The sequence below is a fragment of the Azospira restricta genome, from assembly GCF_016858125.1.
GTDB classification, from domain to species: Bacteria; Pseudomonadota; Gammaproteobacteria; order Burkholderiales; family Rhodocyclaceae; genus Proximibacter; species Proximibacter restrictus.
In genome coordinates this window covers 88,898-102,628 of the sequence record NZ_CP064781.1, presented here as the reverse complement: position 1 = coordinate 102,628, position 13,731 = coordinate 88,898, and the positions used below count along the sequence as shown (strand labels likewise).

Here is a 13,731-nt window from a genome sequence, read left to right as displayed (position 1 = left end):
CGGCGGGCAGCTCAGCCGGCGTCGCCGTCGCCGCGCGTGCGCGCCGGGCCGGTCAGCCAGTCCGGCAGCTCGCGGCCTTCGGCGTTGTCGATGATGTACTGGCGGATCAGCTTGCGCACCACCTGCGACGGCGTCAGGTCGTGCGCCGCGCAGATCTCCTCGAAGATCTTCTTCTTGCGCGGGTCGATCAGGATGGTCAGTCTGGCAGTCCGGTTTTCCATGCATGTGCTCCGTGTTGCGGCGCGCGGACGCGGAGGGCGCGCGCGTGGCCGCATTGTAATTGAATTTGAATCAAATTCAAATTGCAGGCAAACGCGTTTTAAATAGAATAGCAGTCGGTTTAGTGTGTTGCGTACTAGCCCGGTCTGTTTTCCGCCTGCCGCACGCCTTGCGCGGCAGCCCCGGCGACAGGTCTTCGCGCCCCGCCCCGCGGGGCGGTTTTTTTTGTCCGCATTGTCCGCGCTGCGCGGCGGAGGTCCCGGTGGGTCTCGACCTGATGCTCCTGGCGACGATCATTCCGGCGGTGATCGTCATCGTCGCCATCCTTTCGCGCCGTCGCCGCGACGAACACGAGGACGACGATCCGTCCGACCGACTGCACTGACGCCGCTCAGCCGGCGTCGAGCTGCTCCAGCCGGCGCGAGCGCCAGTCGAGGACCGCGGTGCGCAGGTGCATGCCGCGCGCCAGCGCCGGGTGGCGGGCGGCGATCACGCCGGCCGAGAACTCGGCGAGAAAGCGCGACTTCAGCTCGGCGCGCGCACGATCGACGCCGACTTCCTCGTACGGCACCGACGCGAGCAGCAGGAAGCCGTCGCCGGGAATGCGCCGGTCGCGCATGTTGCCGGCGATGATGCCGGCGGCCGTCGCCACCGGCTCGGCCAGCTCCGGGCTGTAGGGGCCGACGATCAGCGCCAGGTTCGGCATGTGCAGGAAGTCGAAGCCGCGGCCGACGCAGATCATCCACTCGCGGTGCTCGGTTTCGGCCGCGCGCGGCGTGCGCCGGACCTCGGCGACGTGGCGCAGGTTGCCGGCGAGCAGCGGCAGCAGGTCGGCGCGCACTTGCTCCGGCATGTCCGGCAGCAGCGCCGCCAGCCGCGGCGCGAGCGCGGCCTCCTCGTCGGCGCCGAGCGTCGCCAGGTCGAGCACGGCCTCGCCGTCGCCGTGCACCAGCAGCGCATCCTCGTCGGTCTCGAAGCCGCAGACCAGCGGATAGACCGTGCCGTGCGCCTGCCCGAACACCGTCGCCACCTGCTGCCGGATGCGGCGGGTATGCGCCCGCGCGGCGTCGGTGTCGTAGTCGAAGCCGGCGCAGCCGCGCGCCTTGCTGCCGCGCGAGAAGTGGTAGGTGACGACCAGCAGCACCCGGCGGCCTTCGCGGATGCGGCGCTGCACGTAGCCGGCGAGTACCTCGCCGAGGTGCGGCCAGCCGAGGTCGAAGATGCCGCCGAGGTTGCGGAAGGGCTGGATGATGCCGAGCGGGGTCTGCGTCGCGACCGGGATGTTGATGCGGCCGTCCATGCACTTGAGCACGGCGATCGCGGTCGGGTGCTGCGCCAGGTAGCGCTCGCGCGCCAGCCAGTTCTCCGGGCTGCAGAAGCGTTCCGAGTAGTCGCCGGCGCGCTCGAGGAGCCAGTCGATGCGTTCGCCGATCGGCTTGGCGTGGATGTCCATGCGGCGTTCCTTCCCCGGGGCGGTTCCCGGCGATTCTAGCTCGCCTCGTCGTCGCCGGTCAGGTGCGGCTGCTTCAGCATCTCGCGCAGGATGTTGCCGGCGGCCCAGATCATGATCGCGGCGCCGGCCGCCAGCACGACCGCGGCTTCGCCGCCGGTGCCGGGGAAGCTCTTGAACATCCGGCCCGGCCCGTAGATGAAATGGATCAGGCCGAGCGACAGCAGCAGCATGCCGACCACGTCGACCAGCGCCCAGAGAAAGATGCGCAGCGTCAGCTGCGGCTTGATGCGCGGCTTCTTCTTGCCGAACACGCTCATTTGACGCGCATCCCCGGCTGCGCGCCGGAATCCGGCGACAGGATGTAGAGGCCGCCGTTCTTGTCGTCGGCGTTCGACGCGGCGAGCACCATGCCCTCGCTCATGCCGAACTTCATCTTGCGCGGTGCCAGGTTGGCGACCATCACCGTCAGCCGCCCGACCAGCGCCGCCGGATCGTAGGCCGACTTGATGCCGGCGAAGACCTGGCGCGGTTTCTCCTCGCCGATGTCGAGCGACAGGCGGATCAGCTTCTCGGCTCCTTCGACGTGGCCGGCGTCGACGATCTTCGCGACGCGCAGGTCGACCTTCATGAAATCGTCGATGGTGATGTGCGGGCCGCTTTCAGCGGCAGCGGCGGCAGCGGCCACGGCGTTCTCCTGTTTCTCGGCGTGTTTCTGCGGGGCGGGGGCGGGCGTCGCATTTGCCACCGCTCCCAGCGATTCCTTGTTGGCCTCGACCAGCGCGACGACCTGCTTCGGGTCGATGCGCGTCATCAGGTGGCTGTAGGCGTTGATCGCGTGGCCGGCGGGCAGCGCGGCGATGGCGTCGGTCCAGGTCAGCGGCTGGATGCCGAGGAAGCCCTCGACCGCCTCGGCGACCTTCGGCAGCACCGGCTTCAGGTACAGCGTGAGCAGGCGGAAGGCCTCGATCGCCTCCGAGCAGGCGGCGTGCAGCTCGGCCTCCTTGCCGTCCTGCTTGGCCAGCTCCCACGGCTTGCGGTCATTGACCACCACGTTGGCGGCATCGGCCAGCGCCATCACTTCGCGCAGCGCGCGGCCGAAGTCGCGGTCCTCGTAGGCGGCGGCGATGCTGTCGGCGGCCTCGCGCAGCGGCTGCAGCCAGGCGGCGTCGGTGTGGCCGAGCCTGCCGTCGAACTTCTTGCTGATGAAGCCGGCGCAACGGCTGGCGATGTTCACGTACTTGCCGACCAGGTCGGAATTGACGCGCGCGACGAAGTCGTCGAGGTTGAGGTCGATGTCCTCCATCGTGCCGTTCAGCTTGGCCGCGTAGTAGTAGCGCAGCCATTCCGGGTTGAGCCCGGTCTTCAGGTAGCTCTCGGCGGTGATGAAGGTGCCGCGCGACTTCGACATCTTGGCGCCGTCCACGGTCAGGAAGCCGTGCGCGAAGATCTTGGTCGGCGTGCGGTAGCCGGCGTGCTCCAGCTCGGCCGGCCAGAACAGCGCGTGGAAGTAGAGGATGTCCTTGCCGATGAAGTGGTACAGCTCGGTCGACGAATCGGGCTTGAAGTACTCGTTGAAGTCGAGGCCACGTTTTTCGCACAGGTTCTTGAACGAACCCATGTAGCCGATCGGCGCGTCCATCCAGACGTAGAAGTACTTGCCCGGCGCCTCCGGGATCTCGAAGCCGAAGTACGGCGCGTCGCGCGAGATGTCCCAGTCGGTCAGCTTGTTCTCGCCCTCGGCGCCGAGCCATTCCTGCATCTTGTTCGAGGCTTCCGCCTGCAGGCGGCCGGCCTCGCGCGTCCACCGGCGCAGGAAGGCCTGGCATTTGGCGTCGGAGAGCTTGAAGAAGTAGTGGTCCGAGTTGCGCAGCTCCGGCTTGGCGCCGGACACCGCCGAGTACGGGTTCTTCAGCTCGTTCGGCGTGTAGGCGGCGCCGCATACCTCGCAGTTGTCGCCGTACTGGTCCTTGGCCGAGCACTTCGGGCACTCGCCCTTGATGAAGCGGTCGGGCAGGAACATCTGCTTGACCGGGTCGTAGTACTGCTCGATCGTGCGCACCTCGATCAGCCCGGCCGCCTTCAGCTTGCCGTAGATGTCCTCGGCGCAGGCGCGCGTCTCCGGCGAGTGCGTCGAATAGTAGTTGTCGAAGCCGACGTGGAAGCCGGCGAAATCGCGCGAATGCTCGCCATGCACGCGCTCGATCAGCGCCTCCGGCGTGATCCCCTCCTTCTCCGCGCGCAGCATGATCGGCGTGCCGTGCGTGTCGTCGGCGCAGACGTACCAGCACTCGTTGCCGCGCATCTTCTGGAAGCGCACCCAGACGTCGGTCTGGATGTACTCGACGAGGTGGCCGAGGTGGATGGCGCCGTTGGCGTAGGGCAGGGCGGAGGTGACGAGGATCTTGCGGGGCATGGGAGGTGCTGCCGGAGTGGGGAAAGGCGCAATTCTAGCAAAGGCCATCGGACGCCCTGACCCAATCACCGACATTTCGGTTAGAATCACCCGATACTGTACAAAATTACTCAAGTATTTCCTGGAGCGAGAATAAATGGCAGTCACCGTCGAGGCCGTCAAGGCCGCCCTGCAGGGCCTCATCGATCCCAATACGCAGAAGGACTATGTCGCCGGCAAGTCGGCGAAGAACATCAAGGTCGATGGCGACGACGTGTCGTTCGACATCGAGCTGGGCTATCCGGCCAACTCGCAGATCGACGGCATCCGCAAGCAGGTGATCGGCGCGGTCAAGGCGCTTCCGGGCGTCGGCAACGTCAGCGCCAACGTCTATGTGAAGATCGTCTCGCACGCGGTGCAGCGCGGCCTGAAGCCGCTGCCGGGGGTGAAGAACATCATCGCCGTGGCCTCGGGCAAGGGCGGCGTCGGCAAGAGCACGACCGCGGTGAACCTGGCGCTGGCGCTGGCCCAGGAAGGCGCGCGCGTCGGCATCCTGGACGCCGACATCTACGGTCCGTCGCAGCCGCAGATGCTGGGGCTCGCCGGCCAGCAGCCGGAGTCGCGCGACGGCAAGTCGATGGAGCCGCTCGTGGCCTACGGCGTGCAGGCGATGTCGATCGGCTTCCTGATCGACGTCGAGATGCCGATGGTCTGGCGCGGCCCGATGGTCGTGCAGGCGCTGGAGCAGATGCTCAACGACACCAACTGGCAGGACCTCGACTACCTCGTCGTCGACATGCCGCCGGGCACCGGCGACACGCAGCTGACGCTGGCGCAGAAGGTGCCGGTGACCGGCGCGGTGATCGTCACCACGCCGCAGGACATCGCGCTGATCGACGCGCGCAAGGGCCTGAAGATGTTCGAGAAGGTGAGCGTGCCGATCATCGGCCTGGTCGAGAACATGAGCATCCACGTCTGCTCGAACTGCGGCCACGCCGAGCACATCTTCGGCACCGGCGGCGGCGAGGCGATGTGCAAGGACTACAACGTCGAGTTCCTCGGCGCGCTGCCGCTCGAGCTGAACATCCGCGAGATGGCCGATTCGGGCAAGCCGACGGTGGTCGGCGCGCCGGACTCGAAGGCCGCCGACATCTACCGGACGATCGCCCGCCGCGTCGCGGTCAAGGTCGGCGAGACGGCCAAGGACATGTCGGCCAAGTTCCCGACCATCGTCGTGCAGAACACCTGAGCGCTCCGCGTTGCGGCGCCCGCCCGCCGGCGGGGGCCGCAGTCCCGCGCGCTGCTGCGCTAAGCCACTGATTTCCCTGGCGTAAAAATCTCCCCGCCGGGGGGGTTCTGCCGATAAAATAGCCGCCTTTATTTTCCCGGCACACGGAACCCGCCCCATGGCCATCAAATCCGACAAGTGGATCCGCCGCATGGCGGAAGAGCACAAGATGATCTCGCCCTTCGCGCCCGAGCTGGTGCGCGAGGTGAACGGGCAGAAGATCGTCTCCTACGGCACGTCGAGCTACGGTTACGACATCCGCTGCGCCGACGAATTCCGGGTGTTCACGAACATCAACTCGACCATCGTCGATCCGAAGGCCTTCGATCCGAACTCCTTCGTCGAGGTCTCCGGCAAGGGCTACTGCGTGATCCCGCCGAACTCCTTCGCGCTGGCGCGCACCGTCGAGTACTTCCGCATCCCGCGCTCGGTGCTGACCGTGTGCCTCGGCAAGAGCACCTATGCGCGCTGCGGCATCATCGTGAACGTGACGCCGTTCGAGCCCGAGTGGGAAGGCTACGTGACGCTCGAGTTCTCGAACACGACGCCGCTGCCGGCCAAGATCTACGCCGGCGAGGGCTGCGCGCAGGTGCTGTTCTTCGAGTCCGACGAGATCTGCGAGACCTCGTACAAGGACCGCGGCGGCAAGTACCAGGGTCAGGTCGGCGTCACGCTGCCGAAGATCTGACGGCGCCGCCGAAACAATCGCCTTCGCGTAACAACTTTGTCTTAATCTGTGACCCGCTCCGGCGGGTCGCCGTCTTTTGAGGAACAGCCATGCGCTTCCACTTCCCGGTCATCATCATCGACGAGGACTTCCGTTCGGAAAACGCCTCCGGCCTCGGCATCCGCGCGCTGGCCGAGGCCATCGAGCAGGAGGGCATGGAGGTGCTCGGCGTCACCAGCTACGGCGACCTGACCTCGTTCGCGCAGCAGCAGTCGCGCGCCTCGTGCTTCATCCTGTCGATCGACGACGAGGAGCTCGCCAACGAGCCGGAGGAGACGCTCGCCGAGCTGCGTGCCTTCGTCGAGGAGATCCGCTACAAGAACGCCGAGATCCCGATCTTCCTGCACGGCGAGACGCGCACCTCGCGCCACATCCCGAACGACATCCTGCGCGAGCTGCACGGCTTCATCCACATGTTCGAGGACACGCCGGAGTTCATCGCCAGGAACGTCGTGCGCGAGGCGAAGTCCTACCTCGACTCGCTGCCGCCGCCGTTCTTCCGCGCGCTGACGCACTACGCCGCCGACGGCTCGTACTCGTGGCACTGCCCCGGCCACTCCGGCGGCGTCGCCTTCCTGAAGAGCCCGGTCGGCCAGATGTTCCACCAGTTCTTCGGCGAGAACATGCTGCGCGCCGACGTCTGCAACGCGGTCGAGGAACTCGGCCAGCTCCTGGACCACACCGGCCCGGTCGCCGCCTCCGAGCGCAACGCCGCGCGCATCTTCAACTGCGACCACCTGTACTTCGTCACCAACGGCACCTCGACCTCGAACAAGATCGTCTGGCACTCGACGGTGGCGCCGGGCGACATCGTCGTCGTCGACCGCAACTGCCACAAGTCGGTGCTGCACTCGATCATCATGACCGGCGCGATCCCGGTGTTCCTGATGCCGACGCGCAACAACTTCGGCATCATCGGCCCGATCCCGAAGAGCGAGTTCTCGTGGGAGAGCATCCAGAGGAAGATCGCCGCCAACCCGTTCGCCACCGACAAGAACGCCAAGCCGCGCGTGCTGACGATCACGCAGTCGACCTACGACGGCATCCTCTACAACGTCGAGGACATCAAGGAGATGCTCGACGGCAAGATCGACACGCTGCACTTCGACGAAGCCTGGCTGCCGCACGCCGCGTTCCACGACTTCTACGGCGACTACCACGCGATCGGCGCCGACCGGCCGCGCTGCAAGGAGTCGATGGTGTTCGCGACGCAGTCGACGCACAAGCTGCTGGCCGGCCTGTCGCAGGCCTCGCAGATCCTGGTGCAGGACTCGGAGGGGCGCAAGCTCGACCGCGACGTGTTCAACGAGGCCTACCTGATGCACACCTCGACCTCGCCGCAGTACGCGATCATCGCCTCGTGCGACGTCGCCGCGGCGATGATGGAGGAGCCGGGCGGCACGGCGCTGGTCGAGGAGTCGATCGCCGAGGCGCTCGACTTCCGCCGCGCGATGCGCAAGGTCGACGAGGAGTGGGGCGCCGACTGGTGGTTCAAGGTGTGGGGGCCGGACGACCTGTCCGAGGAGGGCATCGAGGAGCGCGACGCGTGGATGCTGAAGCCGGGCGAGCGCTGGCACGGCTTCGGCCAGCTCGAGGACAGCTTCAACATGCTGGACCCGATCAAGGCCACCATCGTCACGCCGGGCCTCGACGTCGACGGCGACTTCGCCGACTGGGGCATCCCGGCGGCGATCGTCACCAAGTACCTCGCCGAGCACGGCGTCATCGTCGAGAAGTGCGGCCTGTACTCGTTCTTCATCATGTTCACGATCGGCATCACCAAGGGCCGCTGGAACACGATGGTCACCGAGCTGCAGCAGTTCAAGGACGACTACGACAAGAACCAGCCGCTGTGGAAGGTGCTGCCCGAGTTCTGCCAGAAGCACCCGCGCTACGAGCGCGTCGGCCTGCGCGACCTGTGCCAGCAGATCCACGACGTGTACAAGGCCAACGACGTCGCCCGCCTGACCACCGAGATGTACCTCTCCGACATGGTGCCGGCGATGCGCCCGGCGGATGCCTTCGCCAAGATGGCGCACCGCGAGATCGAGCGCGTCGCCATCGACCAGCTCGAGGGGCGCGTCACCAGCGTGCTGCTGACGCCGTACCCGCCGGGCATCCCGCTGCTGATCCCGGGCGAGCGCTTCAACGCGACCATCGTCAACTACCTGCGCTTCGCGCGCGACTTCAACGCCCGCTTCCCGGGCTTCGAGACCGACATCCACGGCCTCGTCAAGGGCGACGACGGGCGCTACTACGTCGACTGCGTGAAGTAAGCGGCGCTTGTGCCGGATCGGCATCACGTGCATGATTTGCCGATGATTTTCCGATTCGACCGGCATTTCGCCGGGCTCCGCCTGCTGCTCGGCCTGCTGCTCGCCGGCGTCGCGGCCATTGCTGCCGCGCAGCCGGCGGCGACGATCGTCTTCGCCACCGGCAACGCCAGCGTGCTCGCCGCCGACGGCGCCGCGCGCCGGGCCGAGCGCGGCGCGGCGGTGGCCGTCGGCGACACCGTCCATACCGCGGACGGCCGCGCGCAACTGCGCTTCCTCGACGGCGCAACGATCTCGCTGCAGCCGGGAACGCAGTTCCGCGTCGAGCAGTTCCGCTTCGCCGACCAGGGCGGCCGCGCCGCCGCCGAGGACCGCGTCGTGATGCGCTTCCTGAAGGGGGCACTGCGCGCAGTCAGCGGCCTGATCGGCAAGCAGAGGAACGAGCAGTACCGGATGGACACGCCGGTCGGCACGATCGGCATCCGCGGCACCGAATACGGCGCCACGCTGGCCGGCGGCGGCCTGTCGGTGACGACCTACGCCGGCCTGGTCGAGGTCTGCAATGCCGCCGGCTGCGCGCTGGCCGGGCCGGGGCAGACGCTGCTGGTGGCGGACGGCAACACCCGGCCGCGCCTGCAGGGCGGCGGCCAGGCGCCGACGGCGCCGGGCGCGGCGGTGCCGGAGCTGCCGCCGGCGCAGGTTTCGCCACAGCTGCCGGCGCCACCGCCGCAACCGGTGATGCCGCCGCCGCAGTCGCCGTCGCCGTATGTGCCGCAGGACAGCGGACGGCTCTACTGATGATTCGAGGGGGGAACGTGCAAACGAACAAGACCAGGACCCTGTGCGCCGCGCTGCTGGCGGCCTTCGCGCTGCATGCGCCGATGGCGTTCGCGGACGCGCTGACCGATCGCGCCGGTGCGCTGCTCGATGCCGGCAAGGGCGTCGAGGCTTATCAGCTGCTCGAGCCGCAGGAATCGACGCGCGCCGGCGAGCCGCTGTTCGATTTCCTGCTCGGGCGGGCGGCGCTGGAAGCCGGCCAGAACACCCGTGCCGTCTTCGCGCTCGAGCGCGTGCTGGCGGTCGAGCCGAACAACGTCCGCGCCCGTGCCGAGATCGCCCGTGCCTACCTCGCGTTGGGCGAGACGCAGACCGCCGAGCAGGAGTTCGCGACGGTCAAGCGGCAGGGCGTGCCGGCCGACGTGTCGATGACGGTCGACCGCTACATCGCGGCGATGCGGCGGGCGGAGGAGCCGGCGGCGCTGACCGGCTACGTCGAGGCGACGGTCGGCTACGACAGCAACGTCAACGTCGGCCCGAACCGGTCGACGATCGCGATTCCCGGCTTCGGCAACCTGCCCTTCGAACTGGATAGCGACACCAAGGCCAATGCCGACGGCTACGGCTCGCTCGGCGGCGGCGTGAACCTGCGGGCGCCGCTCGGCGGCGGCTACACGCTGCTCGCCGGTCTCGCCGGCGCGACGCGCAACAACTTCGGCAAGCAGCAGTTCGACACGCAGAACGCCGACGCCAGCCTCGGCGTCACGCGCAGCGCCGACCGCGACGTCTATACGCTGATGGCGCAGGGCGGCACCTTCTACCTCGACCACGGCCGTTTCCGCGACCACGTCAGCCTGACCGGGCAGTGGCAGCGCAACCTCGACGCGCGCAACCAGGTCGGCCTCTTCGCGCAGTATGCGGAACTCGATTATCCGGACCAGGAGGCGCGCGACGCCCGGCGCTGGGTGGCCGGCGCCAGCTTCGCGCATCTCTACCGCGACGGGCTGGTCGCCTTCGCCAGCGCCTACGGCGTCAGCGAGCGGCCGCAACGGCATGACCGTGCCGACTGGCTCGGTTTCGACGGCGGCGGCCTGCGCGCCGGCGCACGCATGAACTTCGACGCGCAGACCGTGCTCTTCGGCGCCGTCAGCTGGGAGTACCGCGGCTACAGGGAGGACGATCCGCTGTTCCTGAAGAAGCGCCGCGACAACCAGTTCGGCGTCAGCGTCGGCGCGACCCGCTACCTGACCAGGGAGTGGAGCGTCACGCCGCAGCTGTCGCTGACCTACAACGACTCGAACACCAAGCTCACCGACTACCACCGGGAGACGCTCTCGGTCACGGTCCGTCGCGAGTTCTGACGCTCTGACCCGAGGTGCGAATCATGCCGATGCCCATCCTGTTCCGCCCGAAGAACCCCGCGCTGCTGATCGCGCTGGCCGCTGTCTATCCGCTCGCCGCGCACGCGGCCGGCGCGGCGAAGGTCAATTTCGCGCACGGCAGCGTCACCGCGGTCGGCGCCGCCGGCGCGCGACCGCTGCAGAAGGGCGGCGAGATCGCCAGCGGCGAGGCGGTCGTCACCGGCGACGGCGGTCGTGCGCAGCTGCGCTTCACCGACGGCGGCATGGTTTCGCTGCAGCCCGGCTCCGAGTTCAAGGTCGACGACTACCGCTTCTCGGGCTCGGCCGCCGGCGAAGAGAAGGGCTTCTTCAGCCTGCTCAGGGGCGGCCTGCGCACGATTACCGGCCTCGTCGGCAAGGGCAACCGGAACGCCTACAAGGTGACGACCTCGGTGGCGACGATCGGCATCCGCGGCACCGAGTTCACGCTCGCCTACACCGGCGCCGACAGCGTCGCGGTGTGGACCGGCGAGGGCGCGATCGAGGTCTGCAACAACGCCGGCTGCGCGACGGTGCCGGCCGGCAGTTCGGCCATCGTCAGCGGTCCGAACGCGGAGGTGAAGCGCAGCGACGTCAAGCCGCGCATGGACCCGCCGCAGCCGACCCTGGCCGTGCAGCCGGTGTTCGCGACGACCGACGTCTTCGCCGGCGACTTCGTGCCGACCTCGCCGATGCCGACCACCGGCTCGGCGACCTACGCGACGATCGTCTCGCAGGCGAGCGGTGCCAGCCAGCTCAACGCGGCCTCGCTGGCGGTGAACTTCGGCTCGCTGGCGTTCAGTACCAGCCTCAGCGGCAGCGTCGGCACGCAGACCTTCAACGTCTCCGGCTCCGGCTCGATCGCCGGCAACACGATCCCGGACACCAGCCTCTCCGGCAGCGGCTCGTTCTGCTCCTGCACCTGCGGCGGCAGCGTTTCCGGCACCTTCTACGGCGCCGCGGCGGAGCGGGTCGGCCTCTCGTACTCGGTCGACAACGCCACCGCCAGTCCGACGGCGACGGCCAGCGGCTCGGCGGTGCTCGCCCGCTGACGCCGCGCGTGGCCGAGGCTGCCTCGCCGGCGGACGCCCGGGCCCTGCTGCAGGCGGGCGACGCCGCCGGCGCCGCGGCCGCGCTCGAGGCCTGCCTGCGCGAGCGGCCAGCGGACGGCGAGGCCTGGTTCCTGCTCGGCGCCGCGCGCCACCGCCTGCGCGACGCGGCGGCGGCGCGCGATGCCTTCCGGCGGGCGGCCGAGGCCGATCCCGGCCATCTCGAATGCCGCTACGCGCTGGCGGCCGTGTCCCTCGAACTCGGCGACCCTGGCCGCGCGCTCGACGCCTGCCGGGAGGCGGTGCAGCTTGCGCCCGGTGAAGCCAAGGCCTGGTTCAGCCTGGCCGTCGCCGCCGAGGCTGCCGCTTGCCATGACGAGGCGCTGGCGGGCTACGAGCGGGTGCTCGCGCTGCAGCCGCAGCACGCCGACGCGCTGACCAACCGCGGCGCGTTGCTGCTGGCGCTGGGGCGGGTCGACGCGGCGGTGGCCAACAACCGGCGGCTCGCCGGCCTGCGCCCGTACGCCTTCGCCGCGCAGTTCAACCTCGGCGACGCGCTGCTGCGCGCGGGAAACCATGCCGACGCGGCGGCGGCGTTCGGCCGCGCCGCGCAGCTGGCGCCGGGCAACGCCAAGGCGCTGCTGCACGCCGGCTTCGCGCTGGCGCAGGGCGAGCGCTTCGCCGACGCGCAGCGCCTGCTCGACCGGGCGCGGGCGCTCGACGCCGAGGCTGTCCGCGCCTACCGGCGCGGCATTTTCGGCGAGGGCGACGCCGGCGATGCGCTCGACGCCCGCGTGCTGTTCCTGCTCCGCCACTACGACGCGATCGAGCGTTGCGACTGGCGCGCGCGCGCGCAGTTCGTCGACCGCTTCGCGGCACTGGTCCGCGATGATGCGGCGCCGCCGCTCGCCGAGAAGGCGCTCGGCTTCCGCGCGATGGCGATGGGCCTGCCCGCCGCAGACCAGCTGCGGCTGGCGCGCAACATCGCCGCGGCGGCGGCCGCGGCACCCGTCGCCCGGCCCCCGCGCGCCGCCGGCCGGTCCCGCATCCGGCTGGCCTACGTGTCGCAGGACTTCCGCATCCACCCGACCGGGCTGCTCACCGCCGGCCTCTACGAACTGCACGACCGCGAGCGCTTCGAGGTCTTCGCCTACGCGCTCGGCGGCGACGACGGCAGCGATGTCCGCCGGCGCATCGCCGAGGGCTGCGACCGCTTCGTCGACCTCGGCGGGCTCGACGACGCGACCGCCGCCGCCCGCATCGCCGCCGACGCGCCCGACATCGCGGTCGACCTCGCCGGCTACGCCGACCGCTCGCGCCCCGGCATCCTCGCGCGCCGGCCGGCGCCGCTGCAGCTCGCCTTCCTCGCCTACATGGCGACGAGCGGGGCGCCGTGGCTCGACTACTTCGTCGGTGACCGCGTCAGCCTGCCGGCCGGCTGCGACGCGGGCTTCAGCGAGGCCCTGATCCGTCTGCCGGCGGCGCCCTATCCGTGCGCCTACGCGGCGCAGCCGCTGCCGTCGCCGCCGGCGCGCGAGGCGCTCGAACTGCCGGCCGACGCGCCCGTCCTCGCCGCGATGCATCATCCGTACAAGATCGACCCGGCGGCGTTCGCGCTATGGATGCGCCTGCTGCAGCGGGTGCCCGCCGCCGTCCTCTGGCTCGCCGACGCCGGCGCGGCGGCGACGGCGACGGCGACGGCGAACCTGCGCGGCGCGGCAGCGGCGCACGGCGTCGACCCGCAGCGCCTGCGCTTCGCGCCGCGGCTGCCGCTGGCCGAGCACCTGTGCCGGCTGCAGCAGGCCGACCTGTTCCTCGATACGCCGCAGTACAACGGCGGCGCGACGACCGCCGACGCGCTCGTCGCCGGCGTGCCGGTGCTGAGCTGTGCCGGCGCGACGCTCGGGCAGCGCATGGCGGCCGGCCTGCTGCACGCGGCCGGGCAGGCATCGCTGGCGGTTGCCGATCTGGCGGCCTACGAGGCGCTGGCGCTGGCCTTGCTGCAGTCGCCGGCGCGGCTGGCTGCGGCCCACCGCAGCATCGCCGAGGCGCGCGCGAGCGCGCCGTTCTTTGCGCCGCGGCGCTGGCTGCGCGACTACGAGCGGGGGCTGGTGCTGGCCTGGCAGCGGCACGGCGCCGGGCTGACGCCGGCGGCGATCGACGTGCCGGCGTAG

General features: G+C 69.7%; 12 protein-coding genes. 8 read left to right on the top strand and 4 right to left on the bottom strand.

Annotated features, from left to right (window positions below):
- Positions 1 to 11: 11 nt before the first annotated feature.
- Positions 12 to 221: a CopG family transcriptional regulator gene (locus IWH25_RS00435; protein ID WP_203387395.1), complete on the bottom strand. Its 210-nt coding sequence runs from the start codon at positions 219 to 221 to the stop codon at positions 12 to 14.
- 260 nt (positions 222 to 481) lie between these two features.
- Between IWH25_RS00435 and IWH25_RS19170 the strand changes: the two genes are divergently transcribed.
- Complete coding sequence (locus IWH25_RS19170) at positions 482 to 604, top strand: hypothetical protein (RefSeq protein ID WP_275403828.1); 123 nt, start codon at positions 482 to 484, stop codon at positions 602 to 604.
- Between the two features lie 6 nt (positions 605 to 610).
- Here IWH25_RS19170 and IWH25_RS00430 read toward each other — a convergent pair whose 3' ends face one another.
- From IWH25_RS00430 to metG, 3 genes are read right to left on the bottom strand one after another with little or no spacing between them, the layout of a single operon-like run.
- Positions 611 to 1,672: a carboxysome shell carbonic anhydrase domain-containg protein gene (locus IWH25_RS00430; protein WP_203387394.1), complete on the bottom strand. Its 1,062-nt coding sequence runs from the start codon at positions 1,670 to 1,672 to the stop codon at positions 611 to 613.
- A gap of 35 nt (positions 1,673 to 1,707) precedes the next feature.
- The gene (locus IWH25_RS00425) at positions 1,708 to 1,989 is read right to left on the bottom strand and encodes a hypothetical protein (protein WP_203387393.1); all 282 of its coding nucleotides are present in this window, start codon (positions 1,987 to 1,989) and stop codon (positions 1,708 to 1,710) included.
- Positions 1,986 to 4,085: a methionine--tRNA ligase gene (gene metG, locus IWH25_RS00420; protein ID WP_203387392.1), complete on the bottom strand. Its 2,100-nt coding sequence runs from the start codon at positions 4,083 to 4,085 to the stop codon at positions 1,986 to 1,988. The genes IWH25_RS00425 and metG overlap by 4 nt, the downstream gene beginning before the upstream one ends.
- 136 nt (positions 4,086 to 4,221) lie before the next feature.
- On the opposite strand from metG, the gene apbC reads away from it, so the two are divergent.
- From apbC to IWH25_RS00385, 7 genes are all read left to right on the top strand, one after another.
- Complete coding sequence (apbC, locus tag IWH25_RS00415; protein WP_203387391.1) at positions 4,222 to 5,313, top strand: iron-sulfur cluster carrier protein ApbC; 1,092 nt, start codon at positions 4,222 to 4,224, stop codon at positions 5,311 to 5,313.
- Between the two features lie 157 nt (positions 5,314 to 5,470).
- A complete protein-coding gene (dcd, locus tag IWH25_RS00410; protein WP_203387390.1) occupies positions 5,471 to 6,040 on the top strand; it encodes a dCTP deaminase in 570 nt (189 codons plus the stop codon).
- 89 nt (positions 6,041 to 6,129) lie between these two features.
- Positions 6,130 to 8,355 carry an arginine/lysine/ornithine decarboxylase gene (locus IWH25_RS00405; protein WP_203387389.1) on the top strand — a complete coding sequence of 742 codons (2,226 nt, stop codon included), beginning with the start codon at positions 6,130 to 6,132 and terminating at the stop codon, positions 8,353 to 8,355.
- A 42-nt stretch (positions 8,356 to 8,397) separates the two neighbouring features.
- Entirely contained in the window at positions 8,398 to 9,150 is a 753-nt protein-coding gene (locus tag IWH25_RS00400) for a FecR family protein (RefSeq protein ID WP_203387388.1), read from the top strand.
- 17 nt (positions 9,151 to 9,167) lie between these two features.
- On the top strand, positions 9,168 to 10,490 hold the full coding sequence (locus tag IWH25_RS00395; protein WP_203387387.1) for a tetratricopeptide repeat protein: 1,323 nt from the start codon (positions 9,168 to 9,170) through the stop codon (positions 10,488 to 10,490).
- Between the two features lie 23 nt (positions 10,491 to 10,513).
- Entirely contained in the window at positions 10,514 to 11,560 is a 1,047-nt protein-coding gene (locus IWH25_RS00390) for a FecR family protein (RefSeq protein WP_203387386.1), read from the top strand.
- Positions 11,561 to 11,568: 8 nt separating this feature from the next.
- A complete protein-coding gene (locus tag IWH25_RS00385; RefSeq protein ID WP_203387385.1) occupies positions 11,569 to 13,731 on the top strand; it encodes an O-linked N-acetylglucosamine transferase, SPINDLY family protein in 2,163 nt (720 codons plus the stop codon).